This is a genomic window from Xanthomonas sp. WHRI 6108, from assembly GCF_040202385.2.
Classification (GTDB): domain Bacteria; phylum Pseudomonadota; class Gammaproteobacteria; order Xanthomonadales; family Xanthomonadaceae; genus Xanthomonas; species Xanthomonas arboricola.
Genome location: NZ_CP168198.1, coordinates 1,056,315 through 1,073,884, shown reverse-complemented (window position 1 = coordinate 1,073,884; position 17,570 = coordinate 1,056,315). Strand labels below are relative to the sequence as shown.

Annotated in this window: 16 protein-coding genes; 9 read left to right on the top strand and 7 right to left on the bottom strand. The window is 68.1% G+C overall.

The window, feature by feature from the left end; genetic code table 11:
- Nucleotides 1–63: 63 nt before the first annotated feature.
- The 5 genes from hemA (at nt 64) to ppk2 (ending at nt 6,064) form a co-directional block, all read left to right on the top strand.
- Nucleotides 64–1,362: a glutamyl-tRNA reductase gene (gene hemA / locus ABQ039_RS04560; protein WP_054591840.1), complete on the top strand. Its 1,299-nt coding sequence runs from the start codon at nt 64–66 to the stop codon at nt 1,360–1,362.
- Entirely contained in the window at nt 1,340–2,425 is a 1,086-nt protein-coding gene (gene prfA, locus ABQ039_RS04555) for a peptide chain release factor 1 (RefSeq protein WP_046345802.1), read from the top strand. Before hemA ends, prfA begins: the two co-directional genes overlap by 23 nt.
- On the top strand, nt 2,422–4,128 hold the full coding sequence (locus ABQ039_RS04550; RefSeq protein ID WP_349778212.1) for a tetratricopeptide repeat protein: 1,707 nt from the start codon (nt 2,422–2,424) through the stop codon (nt 4,126–4,128). Before prfA ends, ABQ039_RS04550 begins: the two co-directional genes overlap by 4 nt.
- A 604-nt stretch (nt 4,129–4,732) precedes the next feature.
- A complete protein-coding gene (moaB, locus tag ABQ039_RS04545) occupies nt 4,733–5,251 on the top strand; it encodes a molybdenum cofactor biosynthesis protein B (RefSeq protein ID WP_024938580.1) in 519 nt (172 codons plus the stop codon).
- A 30-nt stretch (nt 5,252–5,281) separates the two neighbouring features.
- On the top strand, nt 5,282–6,064 hold the full coding sequence (gene ppk2, locus ABQ039_RS04540) for a polyphosphate kinase 2 (RefSeq protein WP_024938581.1): 783 nt from the start codon (nt 5,282–5,284) through the stop codon (nt 6,062–6,064).
- Here ppk2 and ABQ039_RS04535 read toward each other — a convergent pair.
- The 4 genes from ABQ039_RS04535 to ABQ039_RS04520 form a co-directional block, all read right to left on the bottom strand.
- The gene (locus ABQ039_RS04535; RefSeq protein ID WP_126966979.1) at nt 6,046–7,269 is read right to left on the bottom strand and encodes a hypothetical protein; all 1,224 of its coding nucleotides are present in this window, start codon (nt 7,267–7,269) and stop codon (nt 6,046–6,048) included. The two genes, ppk2 and ABQ039_RS04535, sit on opposite strands and share 19 nt — an antisense overlap.
- Before the next feature lie 84 nt (nt 7,270–7,353).
- Nucleotides 7,354–7,620, bottom strand: coding sequence for an acylphosphatase (locus ABQ039_RS04530; RefSeq protein WP_054591328.1), 267 nt, complete (start codon nt 7,618–7,620; stop codon nt 7,354–7,356).
- On the bottom strand, nt 7,620–8,228 hold the full coding sequence (locus ABQ039_RS04525; protein ID WP_024938584.1) for a TlpA disulfide reductase family protein: 609 nt from the start codon (nt 8,226–8,228) through the stop codon (nt 7,620–7,622). Before ABQ039_RS04525 ends, ABQ039_RS04530 begins: the two co-directional genes overlap by 1 nt.
- Nucleotides 8,225–9,502, bottom strand: coding sequence for a YihY family inner membrane protein (locus tag ABQ039_RS04520; RefSeq protein WP_024938585.1), 1,278 nt, complete (start codon nt 9,500–9,502; stop codon nt 8,225–8,227). Before ABQ039_RS04520 ends, ABQ039_RS04525 begins: the two co-directional genes overlap by 4 nt.
- Before the next feature lie 51 nt (nt 9,503–9,553).
- Here ABQ039_RS04520 and wrbA point away from each other — a divergent pair, with 51 nt between their 5' ends.
- The 4 genes from wrbA (at nt 9,554) to ybaK (ending at nt 11,600) form a co-directional block, all read left to right on the top strand.
- Nucleotides 9,554–10,210 (top strand): NAD(P)H:quinone oxidoreductase, encoded by a 657-nt coding sequence (gene wrbA, locus ABQ039_RS04515; RefSeq protein ID WP_172454310.1) that lies wholly within the window; start codon nt 9,554–9,556, stop codon nt 10,208–10,210.
- Nucleotides 10,207–10,551, top strand: a complete 345-nt coding sequence (locus tag ABQ039_RS04510) for a DUF2069 domain-containing protein (protein ID WP_047128204.1) — start codon at nt 10,207–10,209, stop codon at nt 10,549–10,551. Before wrbA ends, ABQ039_RS04510 begins: the two co-directional genes overlap by 4 nt.
- 85 nt (nt 10,552–10,636) lie before the next feature.
- Complete coding sequence (locus tag ABQ039_RS04505) at nt 10,637–11,122, top strand: asparaginase domain-containing protein (protein ID WP_016900703.1); 486 nt, start codon at nt 10,637–10,639, stop codon at nt 11,120–11,122.
- A 4-nt stretch (nt 11,123–11,126) separates the two neighbouring features.
- The gene (gene ybaK, locus ABQ039_RS04500) at nt 11,127–11,600 is read left to right on the top strand and encodes a Cys-tRNA(Pro) deacylase (RefSeq protein ID WP_046345796.1); all 474 of its coding nucleotides are present in this window, start codon (nt 11,127–11,129) and stop codon (nt 11,598–11,600) included.
- A gap of 199 nt (nt 11,601–11,799) precedes the next feature.
- Here ybaK and ABQ039_RS04495 read toward each other — a convergent pair whose 3' ends face one another.
- The 3 genes from ABQ039_RS04495 to ABQ039_RS04485 form a co-directional block, all read right to left on the bottom strand.
- Nucleotides 11,800–13,497 (bottom strand): S8 family peptidase, encoded by a 1,698-nt coding sequence (locus tag ABQ039_RS04495; RefSeq protein WP_349778211.1) that lies wholly within the window; start codon nt 13,495–13,497, stop codon nt 11,800–11,802.
- Between the two features lie 366 nt (nt 13,498–13,863).
- A complete protein-coding gene (locus tag ABQ039_RS04490) occupies nt 13,864–15,273 on the bottom strand; it encodes a S8 family peptidase (protein ID WP_024938590.1) in 1,410 nt (469 codons plus the stop codon).
- Nucleotides 15,274–15,537: 264 nt separating this feature from the next.
- The gene (locus ABQ039_RS04485; RefSeq protein WP_024938591.1) at nt 15,538–17,283 is read right to left on the bottom strand and encodes a S8 family peptidase; all 1,746 of its coding nucleotides are present in this window, start codon (nt 17,281–17,283) and stop codon (nt 15,538–15,540) included.
- Nucleotides 17,284–17,570 lie beyond the last annotated feature (287 nt).

The following is a 17,570-nucleotide window of genomic DNA, read 5'->3' as shown; positions in this document are numbered from 1 at the left end:
GGGGCAACCGGGCCGTAAAATGGGGCCCTGAATGGCCGCCAGCTTATCGCAAGCAACTGAACAATGACGTTGTGGGTGCTCGGACTGAATCACCAGACCGCACCTGTGGACCTGCGCGAACGCGCGGCGTTCGCAGGTGACGCGTTGCCGCGCGCGCTCGAATCCCTGCGCGCGTTGCCGCAGGTACGCGAGGCCGCGCTGCTGTCCACCTGCAACCGCACCGAGCTGTATGCGATGTCCGACGACCCGCACAGCCTGGTGAGCTGGCTGGAAACCCATGCGCCGGGCTTGAGTGGTTACCTCTATCAGCATCAGGAGGAAGCGGCGGTGCGCCACCTGTTCCGCGTCGCCACCGGGCTGGACTCGATGGTGCTGGGCGAGCCGCAGATCCTGGGCCAGGTCAAGGATGCCTGGGCAGTGGCCCGTGCACATGGCGCGCTGGGTAGCGGGCTGGACCGCCTGTTTCAGCAGACCTTCTCGGTCGCCAAGCGGGCGCGCACCGATACCCGCGTCGGTGCCAACCCGGTGTCGGTGGCCTCCACTGCGGTACGACTGGCGCAGGAATCCTTCGCGCGGCTCAATGAATCCACCGTGCTGCTGATCGGCGCGGGCGAAACCATCGAGCTGGCGGCCAAGCATCTGAGCGAAGGCCGCGTGCGCCGCTTGTTGATCGCCAACCGCACGCTTGCGCATGCGCAGACGCTGGCCAGCCAGCACGGCGGTTACGCGCTGCCGCTGACCGATCTGGACCGCCATCTGGCCGAAGCCGACGTGGTGTTCTCGGCCACTGCCGCGCGCGAGCCGATCGTGACGCGGGTGCAGGTGGAACAGGCACTGCGCGCGCGCAAGCGCAAGCCGATGCTGCTGTTCGACCTGGCGGTGCCGCGCGACATCGAAGCCTCGGTGGCCGAACTCGGCGACGCCTACCTGTACACCGTTGACGACCTGGAACGCGCGGTGGAAGACAACCGCCGCGGCCGCCGTGAAGCCGCCGACCAGGCCGAAGCCATCATCGACCTGCAGGTGGCACGGTATGTCGAGACCTTGCAGGCCAACGCGCGCCAGGCGCCGCTCAAGCGCTTGCGCGCGTTCGGCGACAGCACCCGCGACGAACTACTGGCCAAGGCACGCCAGCAATTGCATAACGGCAAGCCGGCCGACGAAGTACTGGAGCAGCTGGCGCACGCGCTGACCAACCGGCTGCTGCATCCGCCCACCGCCGCGCTGCGCGATGCCGCGCTCAACAACGACCTGGACTTGACCAACGCGGCCGACCGGCTGTTCCCGGAAAAGCCGGGTTATCGACATCCCCCTGTAGCCACCCCGATCGTGAGGACCGATGACGCCGACCCTGCGCCGTAAGCTCGAAGCGCTGGCCGAGCGCCGCGAAGAACTGCAGCACCTGCTCTCCGACCCCGATGTGGTCAACAACAACGACAGGTTCCGCGCGCTGTCGCGCGAACTGTCGCAGCTGGAGCCGGTGGCCGTGGCCCTGGAAGACGAAGCGCGCGCCAAGGCCGACCTGAGCGCGGCCGAAGCGATGCGCAACGATCCGGAGATGCGCGAGCTGGCCGAAGAGGAGATCGCCGCCGCACAGGCGCGCCTAGAAGAACTGGATGCGCAACTGGCCTTGCTGCTGGTGCCGCGCGACCCGCGCGATGACGGCAACCTGTTCCTGGAAGTGCGCGCCGGTACCGGCGGCGACGAGGCGGCGATCTTTGCCGGCGACCTGTTCCGCATGTACGCGCGCTATGCCGAGCGCCAGGGCTGGAAGGTGGAAATCGAATCCGACAGCCCCGGCGAGCACGGCGGCTACAAGGAAGTGGTGGCACGGGTGGTCGGACGCGGCGCGTATTCGCGGCTGAAGTTCGAGTCCGGCACCCACCGCGTGCAGCGCGTGCCGGCGACCGAGTCGCAGGGCCGCATCCACACCTCGGCGGCGACGGTGGCGATCATTCCCGAAGCCGACGATGTGGAAGAGATCGTGATCAACCCGGCCGACCTGAAGGTGGACACCTTCCGCTCGTCCGGTGCCGGCGGCCAGCACGTCAACAAGACCGAGTCGGCGATCCGCATCACCCATGTGCCCAGTGGCGTGGTGGTGGAATGCCAGACCGAACGCAGCCAGCACGCCAACCGCGACAAGGCGATGAAGCGGCTGAAGGCGCAATTGGTGGAAGCCGAACGCAGCAAGGCGGCCGCCGCCGAAGCGCAGACGCGCAAGTTGCAGGTCGGCAGCGGCGACCGCAGCCAGCGCATCCGCACTTACAGCTTCCCGCAGGGCCGCATCACCGACCACCGCGTGGAAGGCCTGACGCTGTACGACCTGCCCAACATCATCGAAGGCGATCTGGATGCACTGATCGCACGACTGCTGCACGAGCATCAGGCCGACGAACTGGCACGGTTGAGCGACAGCCCGTGAGTGCGCAGGTCCCGCGCGAGCTGCTGCAGCTGCGCGAGGCGGTGCGACGCCAGCCGGGCGACTTCATCGCCTGGCTGATGCTGGCCGATGCCGAGCTCGGCATGGGCGCAATCGTTGCAGGCGAGGCCGCGGTACAACGCGCGCTTGCACTGCAGCCGGGCCATCCGGAAGCGTTGGCGCGGCTTGGCCGGGTGCGCTGGACACAGCAACGACATGCCGAGGCGGCAGCGTTGTTGCAGCAGGCATCGGACCTGGTGCCGCAACATCCGGGCATCGCGCTGTGGCTGGGGCACGCATTGGAAGATGCAGGCCAGGCCGAAGCGGCCGCGGCCGCGTATACGCGTGCGCACCAGTTGCTGCCCGACGAGCCATATATCGCTGCGCAACTGCTCAACTGGCGACGCCGCCTGTGCGATTGGCGCGAACTGGATGCGCTTGCTGCGCAGGTGCGCAGTGCCGTGGCCCAGGGCGCTGCCGCGGTGGAACCGTTCGCCTTCCTGAGCGAGGACGCCAGCGCTGCCGAACAGCTGGCGTGTGCACGGACGCGCGCCCAGGCAGTCGCTGCGATGCTGCGCCCGTTACCGCCGACTGCCATGCGCAGCCAGGGCGGGTTGCGGCTCGGCTTCGTTTCCAACGGGTTTGGTGCGCATCCCACCGGCTTGCTGACGGTCGCGCTGTTCGAAGCGCTGAAGCGCCGGCAGCCGGCGCTACAACCGCATCTGTTCGCCACCAGCCATGACGACCGCAGCGAGATCCGCGCGCGCCTGGCGCAAGCCACCACGCTGCACGATGTCACCGCGCTCGGGCACCTGGCCACCGCGCAGCACATCCGCGACCAGGGCATCGATCTGCTGTTCGACCTGCGCGGCTGGGGCGGTGGCGGGCGCCCGGAAGTGTTCGCACTGCGGCCGGCGCCGCTGCAGCTCAACTGGCTGGCGTATCCGGGCACATCGGGCGCGCCGTGGATGGACTATGTGCTGGGCGATGCGTTTGCGCTGCCGCCGGCGCTGCAGCCGTTCTATGGCGAGCGCGTGTTGCGCCTGAACGGTGCGTTTCAGCCGTCGGACACCTCGCGCGTGGTAGCCGAGCCGCCGTCGCGGGCGCAGTGCGGTTTGCCCGAGCATGGCGTAGTGCTGTGCTGCTTCAACAACAGCTACAAGCTCAATCCCCGCAGCATGGCGCGCATGCTGGCGGTGTTGCGTGCGGTGCCGGGCAGCGTGCTGTGGCTGTTGTCCGGACCGGGCGAGGCCGACGCACGCCTGCGTGCGGTGGCGCAGACGCAAGGCGTGGCTGCGCAGCGCCTGGTGTTCATGCCGAAGCTGCCGCACGCGCAGTATCTGGCGCGCTACCGGCATGCGGACCTGTTCCTGGATACGCATCCGTACAACGCGCATACCACCGCATCGGATGCCTTATGGGCGGGTTGCCCGGTGTTGACCACGCCCGGCGAGACATTTGCCGCGCGCGTGGCCGGCAGCCTGAATCATCATCTGGGCCTGGATGAGATGAATGTGGCCGATGACGCCGCGTTCGTTGCGAAGGCGGTGGCGTTGGCGACTGACCCAGCGGCATTGAGTGCGCTGCGTGCGCAGGTGGCGGAGCGTCGGCGCGAGTCGGGCGTGTTCGATATGGATGGGTTTGCCGACGGGTTCGCGGACCTGATGCAAGCACTCGCGCGCCAACATGGTTGGTTGGGTGACTAGCGGGCTGCTTGCCTTTTCAAGCTAGATGGCTGTCTTCCGCCGCACCCCACCCAAACCCGCGCGTCCGTGCCCCGGCCCGCGCTTGCGGCGCGGGCGCTCCAAGGCACGCGCGCCCAGCTGTCCCTCCTCGCCCCTGCGGGAGAGGTGCTTGAAAGCGTCATTGAGTTTCTTCGAGACCTTTTCATGTCATGGAAACAACGTGCAGAGCGGCAGCGTGGCCGGGGATTGGCGGAGAGCGGCACAGGGATGTGCCGCGGCGGCGAGTCAGACAGGATGTCTGCCGAGCCGAGGAGCCGATCCCCGGCCGCGCTGCCGCCCTCGCTGAAGCGAGTACCGACAGGCATCTTGCTTCGCCGTACCCTCACCCCACCCCCTCCTCCCGGCGGGAGACCGGCGTCCAATCTTGCCGCGTGGGCGCTCGGCGGAACGCACACCAGTGGCGCGCAAGATGCGCCTTCTCGCCCGCAGGGAGAGCGACTGGTCGATTTGCCACGAACTGTCAGTTGCTAATTGCCAGTGTCAGCGAACCCCGCTGGCAATCAATGTTGTGCGGCTTCACGCCGTGGTGCTGTACCCGGTCGTTCCGGCTCGCTAGGCTTGGGGCATGCCTTCCAATCCCGACTTCATTCCCTTGCACCTGTGCGTGCTGACGGTGTCCGACAGCCGCACGCTGGCCGATGATCGCTCCGGCGACTATCTGGTCGATGCCCTCACTCACGACGGTCACGTGCTGCACGAGCGCGCCCTGTGTCCGGACGATCGCTACCGCATGCGCGCGATCGTCTCTGCGTGGATCGCCGATGCGCAGGTCGACGGCATCCTGATCACTGGCGGCACCGGCTTTACCGGCCGTGACAGCACGCCGGAGGCAATTACCCCGTTGCTGGACAAGACCATGCCCGGTTTCGGCGAGTTGTTCCGCGCGGTCAGTGTCGACGAAATCGGCACCTCCTCACTGCAGTCGCGCGCGTTTGCGGGGCTGGCCAATCACAGTTTCGTGTTCTGCCTGCCCGGCTCCACCTCGGCCTGCCGCACGGCCTGGGAAAAGATCGTGCGTGCGCAGCTGGATGCGCGGACCAAGCCCTGCAATCTGGCGACACTGCGTCCACGTCTGGGCGAATAGCCTGCGCGCTCCATCGCTGTTGGAACGCGCATGTCGCACCTGAAACGCAAGGCCTACAAGAAGTTGCTGGCACCGCTGCAGCTGGAACTGGTCAACATGGCGCGCTGGCTGCGGCATACCAACCAGCGCGCGCTGGTACTGGTGGAAGGCCGCGACACCGCCGGCAAAGGCGGTGTGATCCAGGCCATCGCCAGCCATCTGAACCCGCGCCAGTGCCGGGTGGTGGCGTTGCCGACACCCAACGATCGCGAAAGCACGCAATGGTATTTCCAGCGCTATGTGGCGCACCTGCCAGCGGCCGGCGAGTTGGTGCTGATGGATCGCAGCTGGTACAACCGCGCCGGCGTGGAACGGGTGATGGGCTATTGCACCGACGCGCAATACGACGCGTTCCTGGAGCAGGCGCCGCGCTTCGAACAACTGTTGGTCGACGACGGCATCCTACTGTTCAAGTATTGGCTGTGCGTGGATCAGGCCGAGCAGGAACAGCGCTTTGCCGAACGCCAGGAAGATCCGCTCAAGGGCTGGAAGCTGTCGCCGGTGGACCTGCAGTCACGCAGCAAGTACGAGGACTACACCGCCGCGCGTGAGCGCATGCTCGAGGTGACGCATACGCCGGACGCGCCGTGGACGCTGGTGGATTTCAACGACCAGAAGCGCGGCCGGTTGAGCCTGATCCGCAATCTGCTGGATCGGCTCCCGGACACCGCGGTGCCCGATGACACGCTGCAGCTGCCGCCACTGGACGGCAAGCCGCACAAGGAACGTTACGGCGTGCTGGAACCGATCGACGATTACGCCGGCCAGTCCTGAGAGATCTCGTCGCTGGCCGCGGTGGCGCGCGGCAAGGGATACAGGCCGGCCTGGCGTTCGGCCTGCTCGGCCTGCAGCACCAACTGGCTCAGGCGCTGACTGAACAGCTGCATGAAACCGCGGTGCAGCGGGCGCATCGCTTCGATGTAGTCGACGTCGTCGGCCTGCGCACCGAGCGGGCTGCAGGACGACAGCAGCACTTCGTCCAGGCGTAGCGCACTGTCGGGCAGACGCACCAGCGCGGCGCGGCGCAACCAGTCGCGCATGCCCTGGCGGTACTCGGCGGCCAGGATGTAGGCCACTTCGACCTGGTCCAGGTCCACATCCGGGTTCCACGCCAGCACCTGGATGACCTGCGAGCGCTCGTCCAGCATGCGGCTCTCGGCAACCAGGCCGTGCAATTGCTGCAGCAGACGCCACTGGACGCCGGCGGCCTCGCGCTGCGGGGCCGGCATGGTCTCGATCGCCAGCGCCAGGCGGCGTGCGAACAGCGCCGGCACTTCGGCCAGGACGATCGGGCCGGCATCGGCGCCGAGCAGGAAACGTTCGGTGCGCAGCGTGGCGGTGTCGGGCAGGTAGCCGTCCTGCAGCGGGCGCATCACGCCGTGGTCGAGCAGCGACAGCACCACGTCCAGCCAATAGCGACGCTCCTGTTGCAGCGCGCGGTTGGCGGTGGCGTTCTGCCAGGCCGGACGGAGATCGTCCAGACGCGCGATGCAGGCCTGGGCATCGAGGGTGTCCCAGGGCGCGCGGGTGGCGTCGTTGGGATCGAAATTCTCCACGTTGAGCATGCCGCCGCCGAAACGGTGCCAGGCTGCGCCGCGTTGGGTGCCGGCGGGATCCGGCCTGGAGGCCGACAGCGGCACCGCGGGGGCCGGGCGCAACAGGGCTGCGTAGGCGTCGGCCCAGGAATCGGGCAGACGCGCCGACAGCGGATAGCTGGCAGCGGACGCGCCCAGGCCGTGACGTGCGAGCTTCAGGCTCCACAGCACCGCAGCGATCACGATGCCACCGAAGATCCAGGCCAGCAGCCAGCTGGTGGCCGCCTGCCCCGGCTGCAGCACGCGGGTCTGCGGCTGCAGAAACAGCAGCCAGCCACTGCCCGACAGGACGCCCAGGTACAGCCATGGCGCCAGCTGCGCCAGGCGACGGTTGCGGGTAGGCAGTTCCTGCCCGTCGGTGTGATCTTGAGATGGAGCGGCCATATATTCCCCCTGCACGCCTGATCGCGCTGACAAGGTTATCGGCGACGCATCGCAAGTCTGTTGGCCTGCCCGGCTGGCGGCGACTCAGCCAGTTACAAATTCTTCAGTCGGCGGCGGCGCGCAGGGCGTGCGGGTCACCGCCGCCACGCTGGCCGCCGGCGGGCCTTGCCATAACCAGGTTTCCAGCGCATCCAGCGCGGCGTCTGGCCCGGCGGCGACCACTTCCACGCTGCCGTCGGGCTGGTTGCGCGCATGCCCTCGCAGGCCCAGCGCAACCGCGCGCTCGCGGGTGGAGGCCCGGAACCACACGCCCTGCACCACGCCGGTGACGATAAAGCGCGCCGCCTGCATCAGCCGGCCTTGCCGGTGATGCCCACCGCCGTCTCGATGTCGCGTGCGGTCACCGGGCCGAGGAACTGCTTGGCCACCTTGCCGTCCGGCCCGATCAGATACGTCATCGGCAAGCCGCGCGGCGTGGCGAAGTCCTGCGGCGGCTGGTACGGGTCGAGGATGGCGATCGGGTATGACACCGGGTGGTCCTTGAGGAACGCCTGCATGTCGGCGCTGCTGATGTCTTCATAGGCCAGGCCCACCACTTCGACGGTGTCGCGCATGGTGTGCAGCGCCGACAACTCGGGCATCTCCTTCAGGCACGGCGCGCACCAGGTGGCCCAGAAATTGACCACCACCCACTTGCCGCGATGCGCGGCCAGGTCGTAGGCCTCGCCGGTCACGGTCGGCAGCGACAGCTTGGGCATCTCGGCGGTCTGCTGCACCACCGAGGTGTCGGTTGGGCTGGCCGGGTCGGCGGGAGCGGCCGGCTTTTGCGGCGTCTGTGCGGTGGTCGCCGGCGCTGCACCGCCGGCGGCGGGCGTGCCCTCGCCGGTGGGCTTGCAGGCGGTCAGCAGCAACAGCGGCAACAGCAGCGCACAGGCGCCGCGCACAAGGCGCACGGTCATGGGAGGTCTCCGGGAAGGTGGGTGTAGAGGTCGCCGACCGGTTGCGCCAGCACGCTGCGCAAGGGTTGGCGCAGTTGTTCCAGCGCAGCGGCAGCGGCCTGGCCGTAGGCATCGTCGCGGCACGGCAGGGGGCGGTCTTCGATCGGCACGCGCAGCTGGCAGCTTTCGTAGAGTTCGGCCAGCGGCACCACGTCCAGGTCGCGTGCCAGCAGCCATTGGCCGCGCTCGTCGCGGCGCAGCAGGCGGATGCGTTTGAGTTCGCACAGCAACTCCTGCATCAGCGTGTCGGTGAGCATCGGCTCCAGCGCCAGGATGCGGTCTTCATCCAGGCCGTTGCCGTGGATGCGTGCCTGGCGGAAGCGGCCGAGCAGGCGCAGCAGGCCATAGATCTCGAAACCCGGCGGCAGCCGCATCGCTTCGGGCTGGTAGCGGAATGCCGCCATCGAGGAGGCCAGCGAGGCGCCCAGCAGCACCGAAACCCAGCTCAGGTAGATCCACAACAGCAGGATCGGCAGCGCCGACAGCGCGCCGTAAATGCGCTGGTAGGTCTGGAAATTGCCCAGATAGAAGCCGAAGCCCCATTTGACGATTTCCATCAGGATCACCGCCAGCAACGCGCCCGGCAGCGCATGCCGCAGGCGTACCCCATGCTGCGGCACCACGCGGTAGATCAGCACGATGCAGACGAATTCCACCGCCATCGGCGCCAGCCGCCAGGCGAATTCGGCCAGCCACTGGCCTTCGGTGGTGCGGAACAGCGGCAGCGCGAACACGTAGGCGGCCATCGCCATCGAGGCGGCGGCCAGCATCGTGCCAAGGGTCAGCACCGTCCAGTAGATCAGGAAGCGCGTCACCTTCGGGCGTGCGGCGGCGACCCGCCAGATGCTGTTGAAGGTCTGCTCGATGCTATGCAGGGTGATCAGCAGCGAGGCCACCAGCGCGACCATACCGGCCACGGTGAACTTGCCCAGATCCTCCAGCGAACGATTGAGGTAGTTCTGCACCGAGCGCGCCGCGCCGGGCACGAAGTTGTTGAAGATGAAGTCGGTCAGCGCGTCCTTCCACTCGTTGAAGGCCGGGAACGCCGACAGCACCCCGAACACCACGATCGCCAGCGGCACCAGTGCGAACACCGTGGTGTAGGCGAGCGAGGCGGCCGCCTGGAACAGGCGGTCGTCGAGAAAGCGGCGCCACAGGAAGCGCCCGAAGCTGACCGTCCGCGCGCGGTCGCGCAGCCGTTCTTTCCATTGGTGGATTTTGTTCACGCGCAACATCGCGCAAGGGTACCCGATGCGCCGTCATCGCGGCCTTGCCGCAACTGCGGCGTGCAGGCAGGCGGTGGCTTGGCCGATACTGCGGCAACTCACACAGGCGGTAGATGCGCGATGGCGGAGATTCTGGTGCTGTATTACAGCCGTGGCGGTTCGGTGGCGCGGCTGGCGCGGCAGATCGCGCGCGGCATCGGCGAAGTGCCGGGCATGGGCGCGCGGCTGCGCACGGTACCGCCGGTAGCGGCGGTGACCCAGACCAGCGCCCCGCCGGTGCCGGACGAGGGCGCGCCGTATGTGGACAAGGCCGATCTGGCCGAGTGCAGCGGCTTGCTGCTGGGCAGCCCGACCCGCTTCGGCAACATGGCCGCGCCGATGAAGCATTTCCTCGACGGCCTGGGCGCCGAGTGGGCCAGCGGCATCCTGGCCGGCAAGCCGGCAGGCGTGTTCACCTCCACCGCCTCGATGCACGGCGGCCAGGAATCCACCTTGCTGTCGATGCACCTGCCGCTGCTGCACCACGGCTGCCTGATCGTCGGCATCCCGTTCACCGAGCCGGCGCTCAGCCATACCACCAGCGGCGGCACGCCCTATGGCGCCAGCCATGTCTCCGGCGCCGGCGGCGACCCGCAACCGAGCGAGGACGAAGCGCTGCTGGCGCGTGCGCTGGGTCGCCGGGTGGCCGATATCGCCCGGCGCCTGGCCAGCCCATGAGCGTGCGTGCCACGCACTGGCTGCTGACTGCCGCGCTGATCGCGCTGACGGTGCTGTTCGTGAGCTGGTTTCACGACGACCGCCACCGCACCGCGGCGCTGCTGGTGTTCGCACTGCCGCCGGCGCTGATGGCCGCGCTGGCGCTGCGCAGCGCACGTGCGCGTTTCTGGGCTGGCGTGTTTGCGCTAGGCTGGTTCAGTCACGGCGTGATGGCGGCCTGGAGCCAGCCGCAGGCACGTGGGCTGGCCTGGCTGGAAGTACTGCTGGCCCTGCTGGTGGTGGCATTGGTGGGCGGCCCCGGCATGGCGGCGCGCTTCGGCCGCAAGCGCCCTCCACGTTGACCCGCTTGGGCAGCACCCGCGCCGGGGTCGTATCATGACGGCCCTCGCGCGGCCTGCACCGCGCCCGTTTGAAGGACCCGCAGCAATGGAAGACCTCCTGATCGTCACCACCGGTGGCACGATCGACAAGATCTACTTCGACGACAAATCGGACTACCAGATCGGCGACCCGCAGATCGGCCAGATCCTCAAGGAGCTGGGCGTGACCTTCCGCTTCTCGGTGATTCCGATCATCCGCAAGGATTCGCTGCACATCACCGACGCCGACCGCGAACTTGTGCGCGCCACCATTGCCGCCCAGCCGACCCGCCACGTGCTGATCACCCACGGCACCGACTCGATGGTGGAAACCGGCAAGGTGCTGCAGTCGATCGCAGACAAGACCATCGTGATGACCGGCGCGCTCAATCCGGCGCGCTTTCGCGGCTCCGATGCCGAGTTCAACATCGGCTGCGCGGTCGGCGCGGTGCAGTCGCTGCCGGCGGGCGTGTACATCGCCATGAACGGGCGCATCTGGAATCCGGAAAAGGTGCGCAAGAACGTCGCCGCCAACCGCTTCGAATCGCTCTGACGCCATGAGCAAGGCCACCCGCGCGACCAGGGCATTGGATGCCGCCGGCGTGGCCTATGTGTTGCACCCCTACGCCTACCAGGCCGATGCCGACGCGAAGGGCGTGCAGGCGGCGAACGCCCTGGGACTGGCGCCGCACACGGTGCTGAAAACATTGATGGCCTGGGTCGACGACCAGGCGGTGTGCGTGGTGATCCCGTGCGATCGCCGGGTGTCGCTGAAGAAACTGGCCAGTGCCTGCAACGGCAAGTCGGCGCGCATGATGGAGGTGGCCGATGCCGAGCGTCGCACCGGCTACAAGGTCGGCGGCATCAGCCCGCTGGGGCAGCAACGCCAGGCGCCGGTCGTGATCGAAGCCAGTGCACTGGATGCCCCGTCGCTGTGGATCAACGCCGGGCAACGCGGCTTGCTGCTGGAATTGCCGGGCGATGGCATCGTTGCCGCATTGCAGGCGCGGCCCTGCAGTGTTTGCGACTAGCCGCAGCGAGACACCGCGCCGCGTGGCCGGCTGACGCAAGCCGGCATCTGGAAATCCAAAGGTGGCTCCGGTTCGCGGCAGCGATCACGCACCTCCGCTGCGGCGTGATGGGTTCGCCGGCGTCACATGGCCGATGCAAGATCACGCCCCAAGCAAGACCGAAGTCCTGCACCCCACCGGCGCAGGACTCCGGGCACGCTCAGTACGTGGCCACCAGCATGACCGCCGAGAACGCCAGCGTGGCCTTGAGCCGCACGTAATACACCCCTGGCGCGGGCGCGCTCAGCGTGCAGCTGTCGGCATTGCCCACCACCGCAGTGCGGCAGTTGTAGGCGGTATCGCTCGGCAATGCGCCGGCACGCAGCGACAGGTCGGCATTGCCGCTACCACCGCTGAGCGCCACCCGCAGGCTGCGCGTGCCTGCGGGCACGTTGACCTGGTAATACAGCGAGCCACCGGTGGCTGCGGCCAGGCCGTTGCGTGCTGCATTGCTGGTCAGGGTGGTCGAGGCGATCACCGCAGCCACCGCACCATCGGCGTTGACCAACCCTGCCCCACACCCCTGCGGACACGCCACCGGCAATGCACGCGCCGTGCTCTTGAGCATCGCTTCGACGCTGGCCGCACTGAGCGGATTGAGCGCCACCGACTGCATCAATGCCACCACGCCAGCCACATGCGGCGCCGCCATCGAGGTGCCGCTGTAGACCGCGTAACCTGGGGTGCCCACCGCCGTGCTGCCGCTGTTGAGCGTGGACAGAATCGCCTGCCCCGGCGCGGCGATATCCACGCCCTGGCCGAAGTTGGAAAAGCTGGCTTTGGCCCCGGCCGAGGTGGTCGCCGCCACCGCGATCACGTTCGGGCAATTGGCCGGCACGCTTTTGGATACGTCGATATTGCTGTTGCCGGCAGCCACCACCACGCTGGTGCCGCGCGACACCGCGCTGGCGATCGCATTGCTCAAGGTGGTGGAACAGGAACCGATGCCGCCCAGCGACAGGTTGATCACCCTGGCCGGGGTCGGATTGGCCGGCACGCCGGACACCGTGCCGCCGGAGGCCCACACGATCGCATCGGCGATGTCGGACAGGTAGCCGCCGCAACGGCCCAGCACGCGCACCGGCAGCACCTTTGCATTGAACGCCACGCCCGCAGTGCCGGCGCCATTGTTGGCGGCGGCCGCGACGATGCCGGCCACATGGGTGCCATGCCAGCTGGAACTGGACGCGCTTGCGCCGCTGCCGCACTCGTTGGCCGCGGCCCAGTCGCCCGGATCGGCGGCATCGGTGTCGCGCGCGTTGCCGTCGCGGGCGATGAAGGCATCGCTGATGAAGTCATAGCCGGCCAGCACATTGGCCGACAGCTCCGGATGCGCGGTCACGCCGGTATCGATCACCGCCACCACCGCGCCCTTGCCGGTGGTCTTGTCCCAGGCCGGGCGCACGTTGATGCCGGCGCTGGTGGTCCCCAGCGCCCATTGCTCGGACAGGCGGCTGTCGTTGGGCACCAGCATCGGGCGCAGCAGCATGTCCACTTCCACGCGCTTGACCGCCGGGTCGGCCGCCAGACGACGCATCAGGGTTTCCGCATCGACCCGGTCCAGCGCGCGATCGGCCACCAGCAATTGCGGCCCGACTCCAAGCCAGCGCGACGACGACAGGCCGAGCGCTCGCCCGCGCCGCGCCGGCACCGCACGGGCGATCTCGCGTAACGAGCCACTCAGGCGCCCACGGTTGCCGACGCTGCTGTCCTTGTAGCTGACGATGAAACGCTGATGGGCCGATGCCGACCCCAGCCCCTGCAGGCTGACGTCGCCAGCGAATGCAGGCGCAGTGCCGCATAGCAGTGCACAGGCCAGCGCGACATGGCGCAGCCCCTTGAACGGTAAATAACGCATGGATCGACCCCTCCCCGGGATGTCGTGGTGCAAACGAGGGCACATCTGTGCCGCCCTTGCATCGTGGTGAGGCGCGCCGACTGGCGTCGCTGCCCACCTGCCCACGCTATCGACCGGGTATGCGCGGACCTGAGCCGGTATCGCTGGCCAGGCGTGGCGAACCACCGGGTTGGTTAAGGTGGCCGCTCGAGAGGCAGATGCCGGCGGCGGCCAGGACCGCGCCGTCCCACCCTCCAGCGCTGCCCCCAAAACGCCATTGCCCCGCACTTTGGCGGGGCAATGGGGGTATCGAGCGTGCTGCAGACACACCGCATCACGCAGACCGCAGCGGTGCCAACGGCTCGGCCGCTGGCACCGCGAGGCGTCTTACGGGGTCTGGCTGACCGCACCGGCCGCGTTGACGATGCCGGCACCGCAGCCGCCCGAGCAGGCGCCCGGCAGCGGACGCGCGGTGTTCTTCAACAGCGTTTCCACCGCCGCCGGGGTCAGCGGACGACTGGCCACCGACTGCACCAGCGCCACCACGCCGGCCACGTGCGGTGCCGCCATCGACGTACCGTTGTAGGAGGCGTAGCTGGCGCTGCCCGGCGTGGTGGTGCCGCTGTTGAGCGTGGACAGGATCGCCGAGCCCGGGCCGGAGATGTCGATGGTGCTGCCGAAGTTGGAGAAGCTCGAACGCGCGCCGGCCGAGGTGATCGACGCCACCGAGATCACGTTGGCGCAGCTGGCCGGGGTGAAGTTGGCCACGTTGGCATTGCTGTTGCCGGCCGCCACCACCACCGTGGTGCCGCGCGACACCGCGCCATTGATGGCGTTCTGGTAGGTGCTCGAGCAGGTGCCGTTGCCGCCCAGCGACATGTTGATCACTTCGGCCGGATTGGCATTGGCCGGCACGCCGGAGACGGTGCCGCCGGATGCCCACACGATTGCGTCGGCAATGTCGGAGGTGGTGCCGCCGCACAGGCCCAGCGCACGCACCGGCACGATGCGCGCATTGAACGCGGTCCCCGCCACGCCGGTGCTGTTGTTGGTGACCGCGGCAATTGTGCCGGCCACATGGGTCCCGTGCCAGCTGGAGTTGGCCGCTGCCACGCCGGAGCCGCATTGGTTGGCTGCGCGCCAGTCGCCCTGGTCGGCCGGGTTGTTGTCGCGGCCATTGTTGTCGCGCGCACGCGCCGCGTCGCTGATGAAGTCGTAGCCCGGCAGCACGTTGGCGTTGAGGTCCGGGTGGCTGGTGATGCCGGTGTCGATCACTGCCACCACCACGCCGGTGCCGGTAGCGGTATCCCAGGCCGGACGCACGTTGATGCTCGAGGCGGTGGTGCCGAAACCCCACTGCTCGGACAGACGGGTGTCGTTGGGGGTCAGCGTCGGGTACATGATCTGATCGACTTCCACGTACTCCACGCTCGGGTCGGCGGCGATCCGGCGCATCAGCGTCTCGGCCTCGGCACGGTCCAGGCCACGGTCGGTCTTGAGCACTTCCGACCCCAGCGCGGTGCGACGCACGTGATTCAGGCCCAGCGCGCGGCCAGCGCGCGCCGGCACGGCGGTGGCGACCGAATTGAGCGATGCGCGCAGCGAGGTCGGGCTCACCGCGGCGCTGGAACCGTCCCGGTACTTGACGATGAAGCGGTCCAAGGTGGGCTGCGAATCCAGCCCGGAAAGATTGACCTGACCAGCAAACGCCGGCACTGCCAGCAGCGAAGTCAGCGCGGACACACCTAGAACCACCAGCGCGCGCGTGGGCGCACGACGTTGCGACACATTGGACATCGATCGTTCCTTAATTGAGAGGTACCGCAATTGCGGCGAGATGGCCGAACCGGTTCCACGTGCTGCGGATCGGGTCAGGCAGTGCACGGGCGCGGGCGCCCGGCGAGACGACTGACCGATGTCCATTCCGGTCGAGCGGCAACACACCGCCGGCGCCTGCCGATGCGGCAGACGTGGCAATAGGTCGCTGATGGGGTGAAGCGGATCCGCTGCAGCGGAGCGGATCGGCACTGCCTGGCCGGGGCCAGGCAGTGCCGACGTGCCTCAGTAGCTGGCGCGCAAGGTCACGCCGGAGAACGTGCTGTACGCCTTGAGGCGCACGTAGTAAGTGCCAGACGGCGCGCTGATGCTGCAGGTCTCGGCATTGCCGCTGCGGTACGGACGGCAGGTGTAGGTGGTGTCGGTCGGCGCACTGCCGGCACGCACGTACAGGTCTGCATCGCCGCTGCCGCCGCTGATCGCCACGGTCAGCGTGCCGCTACCGGCCGGCACTGCGATGGTGTAGTTCAGCTCCGCACCCGTGGCCGCGCCCAGTCCGGTGACCGGCGTGCCGTTGGTCAGGGTGTTGCCGGTGCCGCCACCGCCGCCGCCATTGCTGCCACTGATGGCGGCAGTCACCGCCGCATCGGCATTGACGATGCCGGCGCCGCAGCCGCCCGAGCAGGCGCCCGGCAGCGCACGCGCGGTGTTCTTCAACAGGGTTTCCACGGCGGCCGGCGTAAGTGCGCTCGGCGCGACCGACTGCACCAGCGCGACCACGCCGGCCACATGCGGCGCCGCCATCGAGGTACCGTTGTAGGACGCGTAGCTGGCGCTGCCCGGGGTGGTGGTGCCGCTGTTGAGCGTGGACAGGATCGCCGAGCCCGGCGCCGACACGTCGATCCCGGTGCCGAAGTTGGAATAGCTGGCCTTGGCGCCGGCCGAGGTGGTGGCTGCCACCGCGATCACGTTGGCGCAGTTGGCCGGCAGCGAACCGGACACGTTGGCAGAATCGTTGCCTGCCGCCACCACCACCGTGGTGCCGCGCGAGACCGCACCGCTGATCGCATTCTGCATGGTGGTCGAGCAGGTACCGCCGCCGCCGAGCGACATGTTGATCACTTCGGCCGGATTGGCGTTGGCCGGCACGCCGCTGACGCTGCCGCCGGAGGCCCAGATGATGGCGTCGGCGATATCCGACAGCGAGCCGCCGCACTTGCCGAGTACGCGCACCGGCACGACCTTGGCGTTGTAGGCGGTCCCCGCCACGCCGGTGGTGTTGTTGGTCACTGCGGCCACCGTGCCGGCCACATGGGTGCCATGCCAGCTGGAGTTGGCGGCGGGAATACCGGAGCCGCATTCATTGGCGGCGTACCAGTCGCCTTCGTCGGCGGGATTGCTGTCGCGCCCGTTGCCATCGCGCGCCGTGGCGGCATCGCTGATGAAGTCGTAGCCCGGCAGGATGTTGGCGTTGAGATCGGCATGGGTGGTGATGCCGGTGTCGATCACCGCCACCACCACATTGGCGCCGGTGGCCTTGTCCCAGGCCGGGCGGATATTGAGGCCGGCATTGGTGGTGCCGAAGGCCCACTGCTCGGACAGGCGGGTGTCGTTCGGGGTCAGCGTGGCGTGCAGGATCTGGTCGACTTCCACGCTCTGCACGTTGGGGTCGGAGGCCAGCTGGCGCATCAGGGTCTCGGCTTCGGCACGGTCGAGTGCACGGTCGGCCTTGACCAGCTCCGGTCCCAGCGCCAGGCGGCGCACCGAGTTCAGGCCCAACGCCTTGCCGGCCTTGGCCGGAACAGCGCGCGCGGCGGTGCGCAGCGAGGTGCTCAGCGCGGTTGGACTGGCCAGCGCGGTGCTGCCGTCCTTATAGGTCACGATGAATTTCTGGTGGGTTTGGGCGGTGGCCAGGCCATCCAGATACACCTCGCCGGCAAAGGCCGGGGTTGCCAGCAACAACGAGGTCAGCGCAGCTGCGCTCAGGATGGTCAGTGCGCGGGGGCGCTTGCGGAAAGACTCGTTCGACATCGAATTCCCTTCTAGATCAAAGAGAACCGCCGTAGCGGTGGTAGCCGGTGCCGCCTTCCATAGGTCAGCACCGAGGTTCCGGACCGATCCCCTGTTATCGATCCGTTCAGCGAACCTACCGCACTACAACCAGACTGGACAATAAGAAGTTCGCACTTTCGAAAAATTAAATATCAGATTTGTGACACCGTACGGCACCGTTCAGCCAGTTGACGACACATCGGGACATGAATTGGCACACACCTGCTGCGCTTCCCAAAAAAAAGGCCCCTGCGCGACCGCGCAGA